Source organism: Gilliamella sp. ESL0254 (genome assembly GCF_013344985.1).
GTDB classification, from domain to species: domain Bacteria; phylum Pseudomonadota; class Gammaproteobacteria; order Enterobacterales; family Orbaceae; genus Gilliamella; species Gilliamella bombicola.
The window spans coordinates 642,995-657,857 of record NZ_JAAEDU010000001.1; the positions used below are offsets into that span (position 1 = coordinate 642,995).

Sequence of the window (14,863 nt, forward strand, 5' to 3'; positions counted from 1 at the left end):
TTTAGAATCCTATAGCTATGTAAAAAAATCCAGTATCCGCATACGCACCCAACGGGCTTTTACACCAGCATTTGAAATGCGATTTAGATATTGGACCCGCAGCAGTAGAATTGACGCCAGCGTATCTATCACCGGTTATAATTGATACGCATAAATTTGGAAATGTTATATAAAATGGTACAATTTCTCCCTCTTGTCCTCTTGCTGATGTATATTGTGCTAATCCCCATTGAACAAATAACCCGTTAGGTAATTTAATGTAACCATTTTGAGTAAAAGAACTATTAAAATCACTGAGCGTGATTAATTCCGAGTCATTAAAGAAAGGTCGGTTTTTAAATACCGACAGCTCACTTACTTCATAAATAGAGTTTTTGCCATTCATTTTTTTTATGGCGGGTAACGCATTAATATCGACTGCATTTAAAATGATGTCTTGTTTTAATTCTTTGTTATTAATTTTACGTGTGATTGGTACATTCTTTTCTATACTCTCGTCAACATATTCACGAGTTGCCAATACAACAGAAGGATCGATTTTTATTGCCACAGAATCAACATTATCAACAACAATAATCATTCTGATAACTTGTGTTCGGCCACTACCTTCGGCAAGTTTTGGTTTGTATGTTGGCGGGCAGTTGCCGACCGCTATCAAATTGCCTTTATCATCATATAGACCAATTTCGTGAATAAACCAACCGCCCTCCGCCTCAGGTATAACTTGTTCGGCAATAATTTGATTTGGATTATTTTTATCAACAGAAAGCGTATTAATAGCGGCACGTCGCACTTCGTTAATAAGTTTAGTTTGAGTGGCTATGGGGTTTGGTATTGAACCATTACCGTCACCAACTGCCATATGGGTTAATTTTAGTTGTACACCCAGTGCAGTTGCATTAGCGAAAAGTTCCGCACCTAGTTTTGTTAATATCGTGTAGTAAGTTTGACTCATGGTTGTATGCTCATTGTATCGATTAAGTGAATAGTTGTGCCAATCTGACCTTTTGATGATGTTGTAATTGCTTGATTAATATATGGGTAGATATTCAATGTATTACCATCGTAACTGCTGACCCCAATTGTTGTGCTACCGCTTGTTACTAGTTGCAGTGATAAACCTGATAAATGCCGTGAAACAGGTTTAACATCATCAATGATACGGCTTAACTCTTGGTAAGATTCATCGGTAATACCCTTATCTGATATACCAATTTCAATTGCAAATGTGCCAGGTGTTTTGTTGTTTTGCCACCATTCGATAACATTTATCAAATAACCAAATGGTTCAACTGCACGGCGAATGGCTTCCTTGGTACCTTTTAGTTTGTGAATTTCGAATGCTTCAGCAATAACTTTGCGTTTTGTTTGTTCTGGCCAGTTTTCATCCCAGCGATCAACACTATATTGCCAAGCTAAATAGGGTAATAGTTCGAATGGGCAAGTTTTTGGGTCCCAAAGTGAACGTAAATGAATAGGTGGATCACAAATCATAGCTTGTGATAGATTTTTTTCAAGTTGAGTGGCAGATGGTGGTAATAGCGTCCTATTCGTCATAACCGGCAACCTCAACGTGATAATTTGTGCAATAACTGGCTTGTTCTCGATTGATTAATATATCTTGTGCAGGTTGTAGTAATTCGACACGTTGAACACCAGCAACATGTAATGCTGAAATTATTGCACTGCGATTAATTCTACGTCCAATGCGGTGTTTTTCGGTTATATAATCTTGCAAATTTTTGGTAGCCGCTTTTTTGATTGGTTCCGACTCGGGACCCGGATATAAATAAAGCTTGGCTTTTATTTCATACTCAATCAGTGTGACTGATTTAACCGTGACACGATCGGCAATAGGGCGACGATTGTCTTGATTGACAGCTTCGGCAACAATACGAATAAGATCGCTACTGGCTATACCATTATTTTCACGAGATAGAATGGCGAGAGTTACGCAAGCAGGTGCGGGGCTTTCGGCGGCGGCATCTAATACTCGACCGTCAGCACTGCGAGCATAAAACTCATAAGCGGCACGAGGACCAGCAACGGATAAACCTTCAAATGCGGCTTGAATTCGCATTCTAAAATCGCTATCTGATTCTTTTATTTCGGGGATTGATGGCGTGACTGTATTATCTTCGTGCTGAATGATTAAGCGATAAACATGAAAGTTAGCCCCTAGATTATCTAAGTCATTGCCTTTAGCGTGGGCAATCATTAATGCGTGCGATGCTTCGTTTATACGCTGGCGTATAATTAACTCATAATACGTGCTTTCTTGTAGTAGTTTAACGATTGGCTCACTTTCATATTGCAATGTTTTTGCCACTTCATTTTGTTGATCTGCTGGATATAGCGATATAAACTTTTCTCTACGTTGAGCAAATAAAGCTTCAAAGTCTAGTGACTCGATAATATCTGGTGCTGGTAGTTTTGATAAATCAGTTAACGTGGCCATGTTGCGATCTCTATGTCACTGGTAAAAGTTTGATTGGGTTTGTCTGTTCGTGAACCTGTTAATTGCATTATCAGTTTTTCTTTATCGGCAAAAACGTCTACAGCATCTAGTTTTATACGTGGTTCCCATTGATTTAATGCCATGACTGTCGCTGAAATGACACGCAATCTGGTTGCTTCGGTGTTTGGGTTGTCTAAAAGCAAAAATAAAAATGAACCATAATCACGGCGTTCAACTCGTGAGCCTATCGGTGTTGTTAAAATATCTTTAACTGATTGATTAATGTGATCCATATCAGTAATAGTTCTACCGTTCTGGCAATTCATTCCGATATAACTCATTTTTGAGGTCCCCCAGTTAGATCGCCACCAGCTTTGACTCCATTATGTTTATGCGTATCAAGTACAACCCCGTTTGATGACAATTTGCCTTGCTGATGAATTACGTTTCCAGTTAATACACCAGTATTACCGCTAGCACTGCCACCTGTTGCGCTAAATGATTTAAATGTCACATGATCACTACATTCAACAAGTGGTGTATCAAGGTGGATTTTGGTACCCGCTTTAGCGGTGATTTGTTCACTTGCTTCAATAACTGCAGTTTTTATGCCTTTTATGGTTAAACTGCTGTTTTTCGGTTCATATTCAAATGTTGCACCGTCTGGAAATGTTACTAAATAAGCATCTTCTGAAGTTGATGGCGCAGGGTTATCATTACAATAAAGGCTTGGTAATACGCAACCAAGTTCAAGATTACCATTTGGACTTAATATAAAAACCTGTTCACCAATAGAAGGGCGCCACCACGATCGGCTTTTACCTGCACGGTGAGTAAACCATGGTAACCAGGCAGTAACCAATTTGCCAGAACGCACTTTTACCCGATCGCCTTTGGTTTGACAAACAACGCCTTGGCGGATCAGGTTCTCAATTTTTCGTAATATATCGACTAAGTCGGCAGGGTGATAATTTTGCATAGCGTTATCATTAAGATTTACAGACAAATAATAAAGCGTACTAACTTGTAAAATCGATTTTTACAACTTACTGGCTAAGTGGGCGATAGTAATTTGCTCAATCGTGTTATAGTCGTGTTGATTGAATCCAAGCAGCTTTCTGGACGGATATTTAATTGTCCAATCATCTTTTTTATTCACTCGTGCACGCAATCCGTAATGATGAATGCGGGTTATACGAGATACCGAATTAATAAATTTTACAGTAGCGCAGTTGCTGTTTGCTGATATGCGTAGATATTTAGTTGTTCGTAGCTTGGTAAACATTTTACGGCGAATCTTTCCCGTTTTTTTTCGGAATGCTTGATGTCTTTTAGGTTCGAAAGATGTACCATCTGGTTGCCTTTGTGCTGTAATGCGTTTGCGGTTGCTTTCTCGTAATTTTTTGGCAATTTCGCGAGCTAACTTGGTGCGATTACTGTTATTTAGCTGAGTAAGTATGCCGTTTGCATACTCATGTAATTTGTTTAACTCGTCGGCCATATTTCGTTAACCCAATCAGGACGCATATCAATGGGAGGTTCGTCCGTAACGTGTTTGTATTCAAGCCCACTTGTCCCTTTTTTCACAATGACACGCTCAGTTAATTTAAGTTCAATACTGATATCAGCTGTATTATTGTTTAATTGCTCAATCTCAAATTTAATGGCGCCTTTTCTTAATTCTGGGTTTGCCATAAATTCTTGTTGATTGATATACATCCAGCTAATTATCGGCACAATCAGATAGTCAATTGGCTGTTCATAATCAGTAATGATCAGGTTTACTTTATACTCATATTCAAAACTAAGGCTTTTTGCGGCCGTTGCTGTTATGTCACCATCATCGACAAATATATGTAATTTATCGGGATTGGTTTTGATAAACAAATTGTTGTCTTCAAGTACTTTTCGAAGCTGGTTAATTTTTTTCATGCTGATCTCGTTGGCATTGATAAATCATTTCAACTTGAACCGCACATTGATGCCATGCTGTTAAGATGGTTTGATTATCGTCAATTAATGAACGATTTTGCCTTAAATTATTCATGGGAAGATAACAAGGCGTTACGGCTGGACAGCCAGTTTTGATAATCTTCACTTCTTTTGATTTCTGGCCGTGTGTACAACCGTTTAATAACATCAGGCAAATCAGTATCAGACCACATGCGTAATTGTTTATTTTCATTGATAAGTTGCTCCAACTGTTGTTGATATTGACGATTTAACGTATCAACTGCTTGCAGTTGATTTTTTTGTTCTATCAGTTTTTGTTCATTTGCTTGATACTGATCGCTAAGTTCAAGTAATTCATTGTTTTTATAATCAATGATTTCGATTAACTCTTGCTTATCATTCTTTAGTTGTAGATTACTAGCTTGTAATTGTTTGTTTTTAGTGCTTAATAGTTGATCTCGTAAATAACCAAACGACAAACAAAGTAGCAATAGTAACCACGGTAACAATTTACTTTTTAATAGATTTTGCATAGTTTTCGTATGCCTCTTTAAGTTTTGAGTCATAGCTATTTTTTTTATAAGCCGGACCGTTGTAGAGTTTGGCAAACGTTGAAAAATCTTTGTCTTTCATTGCTTGTAATAGCTTGCAATTCGATTTATGAGCAACAAAACGGTAAAACGCATCTAATTGCATTTCTTCGCTTTCTGTCATCTGTTGTTCAAATTGCTGAGCTGATTCATAGCCAAGTAGTTGCCAGTGGAACCCCATAATCTGAAATAAGCCCCAGCTAGCACTTTCAATTGCCGAATCAATATCAATTTGTTTGGCAAGCGTTAGCCGATAGTTTTCACGAGCACCACCTAAATAACCACCAGCGGTAGGGTTGATTAAATCTGGATAAGTATTTGTTAATTTTTCTACATCAAAGCCATGCTTTTTAAGCTGACGGTAAAAGATATGCCTTTCAAATAGAATCACAGGAAAACCGTTTTTAATGCCTGATGAGCGAGCCTCAATTTTGGTTACCGCTTGCACCATAGCCAGCTCAACTTCTAGCTTATTAGCCACATTTTGCAATTGTTCAGTTGTTATCATTGTTTATTTAACCTCTTATTATGCTGATGTTGATTTGGAGAACGGCAAAGCGTGCCAATGTTGCCTTTGCTTTTTAAAAAGCAGATCAGTAGTGCTATATTCATAACTACCTGAGCGCAGTAAGCACGGTTTAATAAACCGAAAGATGAGAATAAAAATACTGATGCACTTGATGTAATCATTAACCATGCTAGCCAGCTATATTTGGCTTTGTATTGGCAATTTTCACGATCGAATGTAAATAATCGAATAGCAATTAATAAACAAAGAAAAGCGTTAAGGGTTATCATGGTTTTCCCCCTTTAAATTTGTCGAATAAATCGGATGGATCATCAAACTTTTTAATTAACCAAAGGAGTAGCTTGACACTTACCGCCGAGGCGACTAATGCACCAAGTCCAAGCGGTACTTTTGTTTGAATATTTGACGGGAAAAAAGGGAGCAATAGATATAATGTTATTTCGGCTAGTAACATTCCTATCGCAAAAGATATAAAAAATAGAATAATACGCCGAAGTACTGAGATGCGTTCTTCACTAATCACCAGTAGAATTGATCCACAAAGTGCGCCTAAAATAATGCCGTTTTCGATATTTGGATAAATCATTGATATTGAAAACGCACTAATAACCGCCGTAAATGTTGTTGTAGTTGGCTCTGTCATTCCATTAATCCCATAAGTTTAATCGTTTTTTTTCTGGTTCTGGCACGGTTTCAGGCACATTTAATGCGGTGCCCATAGGGAGCATTGCCGGTAATTCGCATAGCATTGGGTTGTTTTGATAAATAATTTCAACAATCCCTTTTGTTTTGCCAAAAATTCGATACGCCAATGCGTCAACGGTTTCATTTTGCATTGCATAGATAATCATTAAATCAATTCCATGGTTGATCGTGATTTGCCCAAGATGTCACGAATTGCATAACGTGCATTGCGGTATAAGTTGCCCACGCTTTCGATGTTAGGTTCAATGTCACCTTTGACTTTTGCGGTTGCATCAAAATTAATATACTGTTCATTCAATAATGCATTTGCCCACGAATAAACCGCATGTTTGTATAAAATTAAATATTTTGATTCACCATTAATTTGCTCGTCATTTAAATTGTTAATTGATGTAATACCTGCCGCTTGCTTTGTTAGCCGCCAGTTATATAAGTCGTCATTTACTGCAATAATTGCACTGGCAATTGCTGTTTTTAATCGCTCAGTTGTGACGGTGCCGTCGAGCCGCTGAGTTTTTCGAACATCATTAACATTAATTGCTGGAAAAAACGAAATATTACTGATTTCGAGATTGTCAGCTTTGTTAGCGCTTGCGATAGCCGTAAAGTCGTTCATAATTTACCTTTGTTGATCGGCGGTGGACAAAAGCGCTAACATGTAAAATACATTTATTGCTTCTGTGCCGCCGAGGTGTGAGGGTTCACCCAGTTAAGAATCGGTCTTGTTTAAGGCCTTTTCTAATTCTTTAATAGCTGTTTTTACGCCTGAACTTTCGTCAAGTTCAAGTGCTCGTTTTAAATAGCCTAAAGCTTGCTCTGGCTGTGTTTCTTTTAACACATAGCCAATAGCTTTATTTAATTTTGCTCTGACCTGATCAAACATATCTTTATCAGCCACTAATTCGGCAAATTTAAGCAAAACATCAGCGTTAACTGTTTGCTTATTGCTAATTTGTGCTAGCGTTGTATTAGCTAATTCTTCGGTAATTAGTGTAGCGGTTTGGCGTTGGTACTCATCGGGTGTAACCCAATTGTGTTTTAATGCGTGTTCAGCAAGCGGGTAGGCAAGCTCAAATTGTTTAGTGTCAATCATCCATACCATTAGACGCATAAATACATCATCTTGCTGAGCATTATCAGACTCAAGCACGCCGTTAATCCAATCCATATATTCGGGAATAAGTTGCTTTTTAAGCTCAATTTTTGCTTCTGTTGATTGAAATTTTTTTAAACGAATACGATCGTTATTTAGCTTGGCTAGCATCATTTCGTAAGCGTTTATTGCTCGCAGGTTGTCTGTATTACGCTCCTTTTGAGCGTAATGTTTTTGTAAAAACTTTTGTGCTGGTGATATCATCTATCTTTCCCTTATCTGACTTCAATATTTTCAATTAAACAGCCGGCATCATAACGTTCTACAACAAAGGCTTCGTTGGCAGATTGGAAGTCTTCAATGCGATCACGTTTAGGATTGTCAATAATTTGACGGCGGGCTGTTTCATTTTGAATATAGATAGCTAAATTGCTAAAAGATGTAATTAGCATTGCTCCTTTAGGGAAGTAGGGCACTCGGTATGCTGGTAATTCACCAATTGATTTTTTAGCAAGTAAGATTTGACCCGCTACTTTTTCGGTGTTTTTATCTGCTTCGTTAGCAATAGGGAAGTACTTATCATGAAGTAATCCACGACCACAAATAACAACTAGATCGGTGTCTTCTGAATAAACTGGATCGATTAAGTTTTCAACGGCATCATAGACTAATGCGTCAAGGTTTTTATAGTCACCACCGTTGCTGGCAATAATAATTTTACCTGGCGTCACTGTACCTTCGTTCATTACTCTTTCAGGTGCATCTTCTCGGTAATGTTGTAACCAACCTTTATTTACATCTTGTAGTAAAGGGTATGTGGTTTTATTGGAAGTTGAAGCACGATGGGTACCATTAAATCCAATCATAATACGATCTAATGCTTTTTGTTTAATTAGGGCATCACGCAAAAGGGTTTGAAAGTTCTTTTTGTGGCGCCATGCATCCAATTTTGCATAACGGATTGATGTATCGTAGTTGGTTTGTTCACAACGATAACGGAATTGGTTTAGATCTGAGATATCTACAGCTTCACGTTCTTGTGCTGTGGTATCGGTTGTGCTGGCTGTTGTGCCTGTTACACCAACGCCAACTTTTTCACCTTCTTGGGCATCAACAAATTCAAAGTTAATTTTACTTAAGAATTCAGATGATTGCTGGGTGCGTTTTTCTAATGTTTGGTTTACCTCTGGATTGACAGCAAAACTTTCACTGGCATCATCAATGCCATTAAGCTGTGCAATGCGGTGTTTAAATCCATTAAATAACTTTCGGGTTTCATTTCTCATTATGGGGTTCCTAATTCAGTTAATCTTATTTGTTTGTTATCATTGGTTTTAATCGTCTGCTTTTAGCAGTCGGTTTCAGTGTCCATGGATCCGCCCGCCGAAATTGGCCGTTCTGGCGATTCGGGAAGTTCACTCAATAGCTCGACAAGCTCAGTATTTTGTTTTTTTACTTTGGTAAGTTCGTTGGTTAATTCAACAATTTTGGCATCAAGATTAGTAAAGCGTTCAGTTGTCGCCGTTGCGAACTGTTCGATAATCTCACCAAGTTGTACAAACTTAGTTGAGTCTTTTTCTGATTTACTTTTAAATAAACCCGTTAGACGATCTAACATGGCACTAAAAGCGGTATCATTTTGGGGATCCACCTCTTCAAAGTCGATCACTGTTTCTTCGGCAACAGTGAAAAGGTTATTGGGTGATTGTTTACGGCTAGCTAACGGGTTAACGTTTGCTTTTGCACTGAATTCTAAAAATTCGGTACCAAGGCTAGCAGGGTCGTCAGTAACAGCAAGACCAACAAGGTAAGCTTTGCCTGTGTCAGCAAATTCGGCATTAACTTCGATAGAGGTATAAACTTTTTGCTTAGCTTTATTAAGCTCAATGAGTTCATCGGTTGGTTCAATTTGTGCAAGTAATGCTAGCTTGCCAGCTAATGGACCGGTTTTGATTTCCTCTGCTCGTAATGCTAATACATCGCCATAGCGTTTGAATTGGCTATCAGGTGAATAACCTTTGATATGTTCCAAATTGATACGTGCACCATAAACATCACGATTATAGTTTTCTGCCATTTGCTCGATCCATTCTTTTTGGATCTTACGTCCGTCGGTGGTAGCACCTTCGACCGCAACACGAAACCATTTTGATTTAATTTTTTTTGACTTTTTAACTTCTGTGCCCATTGTTGTAATCCTTAGCTGATTGTTTTGCCTTATGTTGAATTGACAAACAAAAGAGAGCAATTCGGGCAACTTGTAAATTAGAGTTTTACAACCTGAACAAACATAAAAAAACAAAAATGATAGGTAAATTGGAGTTACTAAAGGAGAACACATGGTAAACGTCAATTTATTAGATCATTTAATTAGCGATAATACCGATCCAAGAAAAGCGGCCAGATCGCTGTATTGGGCTGGGTATCGTATTAGCCGTATTTCTGAATTGTTGAATGAAAATATTAATACTATCCATAGCTGGAAACGGCGTGATAGGTGGGATGAGTCAACCGTATTGGATAGGGTTAACGGCGTTCTTGAAGCGCAATTAATCCATCTTGTTATCAAGCCAAATAAAGAAGGCAAAGATTTTAAAGAGATTGATTTACTTAGCCGTCAACTGGAACGTACGGCCAGAATTGAAAAATATCAAAATGGCGGTAATGAAGTTGATTTAAACCCTAATATTGCTAACCGTAATGCCAAGCCGAAGCAAAAGCCTAAAACTAATCTTTTAACTGATGAGCAGATCGAAAAAATTAACGAACTATTTAATGATGGCTTATATGAGCATCAAAAAGTTTGGTACCGAGCTGGTATGCAAAATCGCATTAGAAACATAAATAAATCACGCCAAATTGGGGCAACTATGTTTTTTGCGCAGGAAGGGGCAGTTGATGCTGTGAATACTGGGCGTAATCAGATATTTTTATCCGCATCAAAATCACAAGCATTTCAATTTCGGCAATATATTATTGATTTTTTCCACGGTATCGATATGGATCTGAAAGGGGAAGTCATACATTTTCCTCATAATGATGCTCGCCTTTACTTTTTAGGTACCAACTCTAAAACGGCACAAAGTTATCACGGTAATTTATATCTGGATGAATATTTTTGGATTAATAAATTTTTAGAATTGCGTAAAGTTGCTTCGGGTATGTCTAGCCAAAAACGTTGGCGACAAACTTACTTTTCAACACCTTCTAGCATTAATCACGAAGCGTATAAATTCTGGACTGGCGAGCTATTTAATAAAGGGCGCAGAAAAGAGCAACGTATTAATGTTGATATTTCTCATCAGGCTTTAAAAAATGGCAAATTATGTGCTGATGGACAATGGCGTCAGATTGTCACCATTGAAGATGCGGAAAAACTTGGCTTTGATTTATTCGATATTAATCAACTAAAACTAGAATATAGCCCCGATGAGTTCGCTAATTTATTTTTATGTAATTTTATTGATGATTCATCATCAGTGTTTCCGCTATCCAGTTTACAGCCGTGTATGGTCGATTCTTGGGATGTTTGGGATGATTATAAGCCATTTGCAATGCGCCCACTTGGTGAACGGCCAGTATGGATCGGTTATGACCCGTCACATACGGGTGATAGTGCTGGTTGTGCTGTTGTTTCACCACCATTGGTTGAGGGTGGAAAATTCCGAGTCATTGAAAAGCATCAATGGACAGGTATGGACTTTGCCACACAAGCCGAAGCCATTCGAAAAATGACTGAACGCTATAACGTTACCTACATTGGTATAGATGCTACTGGGTTAGGCGAGGGTGTTTATCAACTAGTTAAGCAATTTTATCCCGCCGTAGTAGCATTTAAATATTCAATTGAAATTAAACAAAGACTAATTTTGAAAATGCAAGATGTGATCAGACGTCAGCGTTTAGAGTTTGATGCAGGTTGGACAGACTTAGCCCAATCATTTATGGCAATTCGAAAAACATTAACGGCCAGCCAGCGTTATGTAACGTATGTGGCTGATCGTAATGAAGATGTATCACATGCCGATATTGCATGGGCAACCATGCACGCAATTTATAACGAGCCGCTAGAAAGCATTGGCGGAGCAAACAGCAACAGCGGATTTATGGGAGTGTTTTAGTCATGACAGAATTAATACAACAAGATGAAAAAATAGAATGTTTTACGTTCGGCGATCGTGAGCCTTTAGCCGATGCCAAAGACTTATTAAATTATTTACAATGCACATCGTGCGGCAATTGGTATGAACCGCCAGTTAATTTCGATACGCTGGCCAATACCTTTAGTTCATCGTCATATCATAGCAGCCCGATATACGTTAAACGAAATATCTTAACCAGTACTTTTATTCCTCATAAATACTTATCACGTCAGGCATTCGAACGCATTGCTAATGATTTTTTAATATTGGGTAACTGCTATCTCGAAAAACGAACAAATATGCTAAAGCAAACCGAGGGGCTAAAACCAACACTGGCGAAATACACACGGCGAGGTGTTGAAGAAAACGAATATTGGTATATTGATAAATATTGGGAAGAACATAAATTTAAAAAAGGTTCAGTTTGGCATATGCTAGCACCTGATATAAATCAAGAGATTTACGGATTACCTGAATATTTAGCATCGATAAATTCTATTTGGCTAGATAACTCGGCTACCGTATTCCGTCAACGTTATTATAAAAATGGTTCGCATGCTGGGTTTATTTTATATTTGTCTAATCCATCACATAACGAAAAAGATATTGAAGAATTAAAGAAAGCATTACAAAGCAGTCGAGGACCTGGCAACTTCCGTAATTTGCTAATGTACTCACCAAACGGTAAGCCAGATGGATTAAAACTGATACCCGTTGGAGAAGTGGCCGCTAAAGATAATTTTGCAGACATCAAATCAGTAAGCCAAGATGATATCTTAACAGCACACCGAGTGCCACCATCATTGATGGGCATCACACCAAAAAACACGGGGGGATTTGGTGATCCAGAAAAAGCCTCTAAAGTATTTGCCCGCAATGAAATTAAACCGTTGCAAGATAGATTTTTACAGCTTAATGACTGGATGGGGGAGGAAGTTGTAAAATTTAACTCTTATAGCCTTGAATAACAATCACAAAACTAAAGCCCGAATGGGCTTTTTTATTACCTTCCATTCAAATTCTCTCTATAACGCTCATGTTGACACTTTTTTATTTATTGTGTGGTGATTAGTCCTTTACTCATTTTATCTATCAGTATGCTTGATTTTTAATATAATTGGGCATTTTGATGATGATTGAAAAGGTATAGATAAAATTGCGATGTTGAAACCCCACGTCACCATCGCATTAAAAGTGTGTGAAACTGTGCAGAATTGCAAATGCCACAAAAGAAGCCCTAGTATAAGGGCTTTGGCTATCCGAGATCCTTTTTAGATCTTGCGATTTCGTGCAGTGTAGGCGTGCATTTACTTTTGCATTGCTAGTATCATATTTTTTGCAATAGCTCTTATTACTGGAACGCATACACTATTTCCAAATTGTTTGTATGCTTGTACATCAGATACGGGGATTTTAAAATTTTCAGGAAATCCTTGTAATCTTGCTGCTTCTCTAGGTGTTAATTTCCTAGGATTTTTATTTTTTTGCTCGATTAAAATTTCACTTCCATCTTTATAATACCTAGCAGAAATTGTATTAGTATATTCGGAATCAAAATTGACGAGGCTATAACCAAATCCTTTACCTTTGGCTTTATTTTCAATTTTTCGCCTCTGATGTCCAGCCCACAGTCTATCGGAAATAGTGTATTTTTGATCAACATTCTTTTCCAAGATATCACCAACTTTTGTCGGTTTATTCAGCGGTTCAGGAAAAGAGAATTGAACTGCATGGTCAAGAAAACCAATGATATAAATTCGTTCTCTATTCTGAGGAATGCCAAAATCTCTAGCTTTTAAAACATCATAATAGACTTTATAACCGGCCTGTTCTAAATGCATCAGAATAGTTTTTAATGTATTACCTTTGTCATGTCCTTTTAGTTGCTTTACATTTTCTAGCAAGAAAGCTTTAGGTTTTCGTTTAAGTAAAATACGTTCGATATCAAAAAACAACGTTCCTCTTGTATCTGAGAAACCTTTTTTTAGTCCAGCTTGAGAAAATGGCTGACAGGGAAAACCTGCTAATAAAATATCATGCTCAGGAATATCCTCTTCACTAATCATGGTTATATCACCAAAAATATTTTCATTACCATGATTTTCAACATATGTTTTTATGGCATGCTGATCTATTTCTGATGTAAATACGCATTCAATATTATTAGATGCCAACTCAAAACCTAAACGTATGCCACCAATACCGGCGAATAAATCTATAATTTTCATAAAATTTAATTATCAATCCAATAACTTAATACACTAGGGATGTCCCTGTTGAAGTAAGTTTCAAAATCTATAACATTATGTCTAGATGCTAATTTTTTAGATATTTTGACAGAATTTAAAACAACAATAATAATATTATGTTGTCCCATTTGTTCTGCTTTGCTTTCAGAAATATCATCGTCAACAGTTAATAAATAAATATTTGGCAAATTAGAACGTTGAATTTCTTCAACTACTTCTTGCCAACGTTCCCTTAAAGTTGTTTTCATTGACCCGACGATAGTTCTATTTCTTAATTTTTTAAATGCCTCAACGCTTGGAAGAATGGAATCAACGACTTTACCTAATCCAAGATTATCAAAGGCTTTTTTACCAATATTAGCTTGTGACTCAAAAGAATATCCAAAATAATCGTATAATGAATAAATTATACCTTCAAATACTTTTCCTGCACGAGATCTTCTTGATTGTGTGTTACTTAAGCAAAGCTGATAAATATATGGACTTATATAACCAGAATAAACACCAAATAACTGATTTAAGCGAGTATAAAAATCCTCTTTTGACACACCAGATAGCGTTAATAATTCATCACTAATTTTATTTAATAAATTTTTAGGAGCATCAAAAATATTAGCAATTTCCTTCAAAATTTCGCCATTAAAAATTGATTCTTGTTTTAAAAATTCATCGTAAGATAATTCTCTCAGCTGTACAATTGCCTCTGAAATTCTTCCATTTTCAAGCAATTTATTTATAAAATCATGGTGGTTATTTCTTGCAATCGTAGTTGTTTCTTTTGGTGGAAGAATCAATTCTTTTCTTTTTGCTTTAATAAATTCTGAAAAACGTTTTTCTTCATCTTCGGGTAACCGAATTAGCGGAGTAAAATTATTAATCATTTTTTGCCTATAAGATAAAAATAGTCGGACAATATTACAGTAAATTTAATTTTTTATCTCGTTATTATTAGTGACAAATTCTTTTAAAGGTTCCAATAAATCACGAATCCAAAACAGTGTGATATCTTTATCACGCTCTGTTAGATGTTCGGATTCTGTTACAACACGGATAAGTAATTCAGCTCTCTCTACTTTTTTTGCTTTTTCTAATTCGTCCATTTCTAATACCTTACTGTTTTTATATACAGTATATTTATACAGTA

At 36.9% G+C, this 14,863-nt stretch carries 22 protein-coding genes; 2 read left to right on the top strand and 20 right to left on the bottom strand.

What is annotated here, in order from left to right; all coding sequences use genetic code 11:
- Position 1: 1 nt before the first annotated feature.
- From GYX25_RS03005 to GYX25_RS03080, 17 genes are all read right to left on the bottom strand, one after another.
- A complete protein-coding gene (locus tag GYX25_RS03005; protein ID WP_174786675.1) occupies positions 2 to 955 on the bottom strand; it encodes a phage tail protein in 954 nt (317 codons plus the stop codon).
- Complete coding sequence (locus tag GYX25_RS03010) at positions 952 to 1,557, bottom strand: phage tail protein I (protein ID WP_174786676.1); 606 nt, start codon at positions 1,555 to 1,557, stop codon at positions 952 to 954. The genes GYX25_RS03005 and GYX25_RS03010 overlap by 4 nt, the downstream gene beginning before the upstream one ends.
- Entirely contained in the window at positions 1,547 to 2,458 is a 912-nt protein-coding gene (locus GYX25_RS03015) for a baseplate J/gp47 family protein (protein ID WP_174786677.1), read from the bottom strand. The genes GYX25_RS03010 and GYX25_RS03015 overlap by 11 nt, the downstream gene beginning before the upstream one ends.
- Entirely contained in the window at positions 2,446 to 2,799 is a 354-nt protein-coding gene (locus GYX25_RS03020; protein ID WP_065590159.1) for a GPW/gp25 family protein, read from the bottom strand. The genes GYX25_RS03015 and GYX25_RS03020 overlap by 13 nt, the downstream gene beginning before the upstream one ends.
- On the bottom strand, positions 2,796 to 3,437 hold the full coding sequence (locus tag GYX25_RS03025) for a phage baseplate assembly protein V (RefSeq protein WP_065590160.1): 642 nt from the start codon (positions 3,435 to 3,437) through the stop codon (positions 2,796 to 2,798). The genes GYX25_RS03020 and GYX25_RS03025 overlap by 4 nt, the downstream gene beginning before the upstream one ends.
- Positions 3,438 to 3,497: 60 nt before the next feature.
- A complete protein-coding gene (locus GYX25_RS03030; protein ID WP_174786678.1) occupies positions 3,498 to 3,959 on the bottom strand; it encodes a phage virion morphogenesis protein in 462 nt (153 codons plus the stop codon).
- Entirely contained in the window at positions 3,944 to 4,390 is a 447-nt protein-coding gene (locus GYX25_RS03035) for a phage tail protein (protein ID WP_174786679.1), read from the bottom strand. Before GYX25_RS03035 ends, GYX25_RS03030 begins: the two co-directional genes overlap by 16 nt.
- Positions 4,377 to 4,598, bottom strand: a complete 222-nt coding sequence (gene lysC, locus GYX25_RS11145; RefSeq protein WP_238785954.1) for an Rz1-like lysis system protein LysC — start codon at positions 4,596 to 4,598, stop codon at positions 4,377 to 4,379. The genes GYX25_RS03035 and lysC overlap by 14 nt, the downstream gene beginning before the upstream one ends.
- A complete protein-coding gene (locus GYX25_RS03040) occupies positions 4,498 to 4,944 on the bottom strand; it encodes a hypothetical protein (RefSeq protein WP_174786680.1) in 447 nt (148 codons plus the stop codon). The genes lysC and GYX25_RS03040 overlap by 101 nt, the downstream gene beginning before the upstream one ends.
- Positions 4,922 to 5,509, bottom strand: coding sequence for an N-acetylmuramidase family protein (locus GYX25_RS03045; RefSeq protein WP_174786681.1), 588 nt, complete (start codon positions 5,507 to 5,509; stop codon positions 4,922 to 4,924). Before GYX25_RS03045 ends, GYX25_RS03040 begins: the two co-directional genes overlap by 23 nt.
- Positions 5,506 to 5,799, bottom strand: a complete 294-nt coding sequence (locus GYX25_RS03050; RefSeq protein ID WP_174786682.1) for a phage holin family protein — start codon at positions 5,797 to 5,799, stop codon at positions 5,506 to 5,508. The genes GYX25_RS03045 and GYX25_RS03050 overlap by 4 nt, the downstream gene beginning before the upstream one ends.
- Positions 5,796 to 6,173: a putative holin gene (locus GYX25_RS03055; protein WP_174786683.1), complete on the bottom strand. Its 378-nt coding sequence runs from the start codon at positions 6,171 to 6,173 to the stop codon at positions 5,796 to 5,798. The genes GYX25_RS03050 and GYX25_RS03055 overlap by 4 nt, the downstream gene beginning before the upstream one ends.
- A gap of 4 nt (positions 6,174 to 6,177) precedes the next feature.
- A complete protein-coding gene (locus GYX25_RS03060; protein WP_174786684.1) occupies positions 6,178 to 6,381 on the bottom strand; it encodes a tail protein X in 204 nt (67 codons plus the stop codon).
- On the bottom strand, positions 6,381 to 6,851 hold the full coding sequence (locus tag GYX25_RS03065; protein ID WP_174786685.1) for a head completion/stabilization protein: 471 nt from the start codon (positions 6,849 to 6,851) through the stop codon (positions 6,381 to 6,383). The genes GYX25_RS03060 and GYX25_RS03065 overlap by 1 nt, the downstream gene beginning before the upstream one ends.
- Positions 6,852 to 6,944: 93 nt before the next feature.
- Complete coding sequence (gene gpM, locus GYX25_RS03070) at positions 6,945 to 7,592, bottom strand: phage terminase small subunit (protein ID WP_174786686.1); 648 nt, start codon at positions 7,590 to 7,592, stop codon at positions 6,945 to 6,947.
- 11 nt (positions 7,593 to 7,603) lie between these two features.
- Positions 7,604 to 8,614, bottom strand: a complete 1,011-nt coding sequence (locus GYX25_RS03075) for a phage major capsid protein, P2 family (RefSeq protein ID WP_174786687.1) — start codon at positions 8,612 to 8,614, stop codon at positions 7,604 to 7,606.
- 62 nt (positions 8,615 to 8,676) lie between these two features.
- The gene (locus GYX25_RS03080; RefSeq protein WP_174786688.1) at positions 8,677 to 9,516 is read right to left on the bottom strand and encodes a GPO family capsid scaffolding protein; all 840 of its coding nucleotides are present in this window, start codon (positions 9,514 to 9,516) and stop codon (positions 8,677 to 8,679) included.
- Between the two features lie 151 nt (positions 9,517 to 9,667).
- On the opposite strand from GYX25_RS03080, the gene GYX25_RS03085 reads away from it, so the two are divergent.
- Together GYX25_RS03085 and GYX25_RS03090 are read left to right on the top strand one after the other, a co-directional pair.
- Positions 9,668 to 11,449, top strand: a complete 1,782-nt coding sequence (locus tag GYX25_RS03085) for a terminase large subunit domain-containing protein (protein ID WP_174786689.1) — start codon at positions 9,668 to 9,670, stop codon at positions 11,447 to 11,449.
- Positions 11,450 to 11,451: 2 nt separating this feature from the next.
- Positions 11,452 to 12,438, top strand: coding sequence for a phage portal protein (locus GYX25_RS03090; RefSeq protein ID WP_174786690.1), 987 nt, complete (start codon positions 11,452 to 11,454; stop codon positions 12,436 to 12,438).
- A gap of 339 nt (positions 12,439 to 12,777) precedes the next feature.
- Here GYX25_RS03090 and dcm read toward each other — a convergent pair whose 3' ends face one another.
- The 3 genes from dcm to GYX25_RS03105 are packed head-to-tail and all read right to left on the bottom strand — an operon-like array spanning position 12,778 to position 14,819.
- The gene (gene dcm / locus GYX25_RS03095) at positions 12,778 to 13,698 is read right to left on the bottom strand and encodes a DNA cytosine methyltransferase (protein WP_065574065.1); all 921 of its coding nucleotides are present in this window, start codon (positions 13,696 to 13,698) and stop codon (positions 12,778 to 12,780) included.
- Positions 13,699 to 13,703: 5 nt separating this feature from the next.
- Positions 13,704 to 14,600 carry a type II restriction endonuclease gene (locus GYX25_RS03100; protein WP_174786691.1) on the bottom strand — a complete coding sequence of 299 codons (897 nt, stop codon included), beginning with the start codon at positions 14,598 to 14,600 and terminating at the stop codon, positions 13,704 to 13,706.
- Positions 14,601 to 14,645: 45 nt separating this feature from the next.
- The gene (locus GYX25_RS03105; protein ID WP_174786692.1) at positions 14,646 to 14,819 is read right to left on the bottom strand and encodes a hypothetical protein; all 174 of its coding nucleotides are present in this window, start codon (positions 14,817 to 14,819) and stop codon (positions 14,646 to 14,648) included.
- Positions 14,820 to 14,863: the final 44 nt, after the last annotated feature.

Coding starts and splice junctions, on each gene's coding strand:
- GYX25_RS03005 (WP_174786675.1), bottom strand. CDS start 955: ATGAGTCAAACTTACTACACGATATTAACAAAACTAGGTGCGGAACTT.
- GYX25_RS03010 (WP_174786676.1), bottom strand. CDS start 1,557: ATGACGAATAGGACGCTATTACCACCATCTGCCACTCAACTTGAAAAA.
- GYX25_RS03015 (WP_174786677.1), bottom strand. CDS start 2,458: ATGGCCACGTTAACTGATTTATCAAAACTACCAGCACCAGATATTATC.
- GYX25_RS03020 (WP_065590159.1), bottom strand. CDS start 2,799: ATGAGTTATATCGGAATGAATTGCCAGAACGGTAGAACTATTACTGAT.
- GYX25_RS03025 (WP_065590160.1), bottom strand. CDS start 3,437: ATGCAAAATTATCACCCTGCCGACTTAGTCGATATATTACGAAAAATT.
- GYX25_RS03030 (WP_174786678.1), bottom strand. CDS start 3,959: ATGGCCGACGAGTTAAACAAATTACATGAGTATGCAAACGGCATACTT.
- GYX25_RS03035 (WP_174786679.1), bottom strand. CDS start 4,390: ATGAAAAAAATTAACCAGCTTCGAAAAGTACTTGAAGACAACAATTTG.
- lysC (WP_238785954.1), bottom strand. CDS start 4,598: ATGTTATTAAACGGTTGTACACACGGCCAGAAATCAAAAGAAGTGAAG.
- GYX25_RS03040 (WP_174786680.1), bottom strand. CDS start 4,944: ATGCAAAATCTATTAAAAAGTAAATTGTTACCGTGGTTACTATTGCTA.
- GYX25_RS03045 (WP_174786681.1), bottom strand. CDS start 5,509: ATGATAACAACTGAACAATTGCAAAATGTGGCTAATAAGCTAGAAGTT.
- GYX25_RS03050 (WP_174786682.1), bottom strand. CDS start 5,799: ATGATAACCCTTAACGCTTTTCTTTGTTTATTAATTGCTATTCGATTA.
- GYX25_RS03055 (WP_174786683.1), bottom strand. CDS start 6,173: ATGACAGAGCCAACTACAACAACATTTACGGCGGTTATTAGTGCGTTT.
- GYX25_RS03060 (WP_174786684.1), bottom strand. CDS start 6,381: ATGATTATCTATGCAATGCAAAATGAAACCGTTGACGCATTGGCGTAT.
- GYX25_RS03065 (WP_174786685.1), bottom strand. CDS start 6,851: ATGAACGACTTTACGGCTATCGCAAGCGCTAACAAAGCTGACAATCTC.
- gpM (WP_174786686.1), bottom strand. CDS start 7,592: ATGATATCACCAGCACAAAAGTTTTTACAAAAACATTACGCTCAAAAG.
- GYX25_RS03075 (WP_174786687.1), bottom strand. CDS start 8,614: ATGAGAAATGAAACCCGAAAGTTATTTAATGGATTTAAACACCGCATT.
- GYX25_RS03080 (WP_174786688.1), bottom strand. CDS start 9,516: ATGGGCACAGAAGTTAAAAAGTCAAAAAAAATTAAATCAAAATGGTTT.
- GYX25_RS03085 (WP_174786689.1), top strand. CDS start 9,668: ATGGTAAACGTCAATTTATTAGATCATTTAATTAGCGATAATACCGAT.
- GYX25_RS03090 (WP_174786690.1), top strand. CDS start 11,452: ATGACAGAATTAATACAACAAGATGAAAAAATAGAATGTTTTACGTTC.
- dcm (WP_065574065.1), bottom strand. CDS start 13,698: ATGAAAATTATAGATTTATTCGCCGGTATTGGTGGCATACGTTTAGGT.
- GYX25_RS03100 (WP_174786691.1), bottom strand. CDS start 14,600: ATGATTAATAATTTTACTCCGCTAATTCGGTTACCCGAAGATGAAGAA.
- GYX25_RS03105 (WP_174786692.1), bottom strand. CDS start 14,819: ATGGACGAATTAGAAAAAGCAAAAAAAGTAGAGAGAGCTGAATTACTT.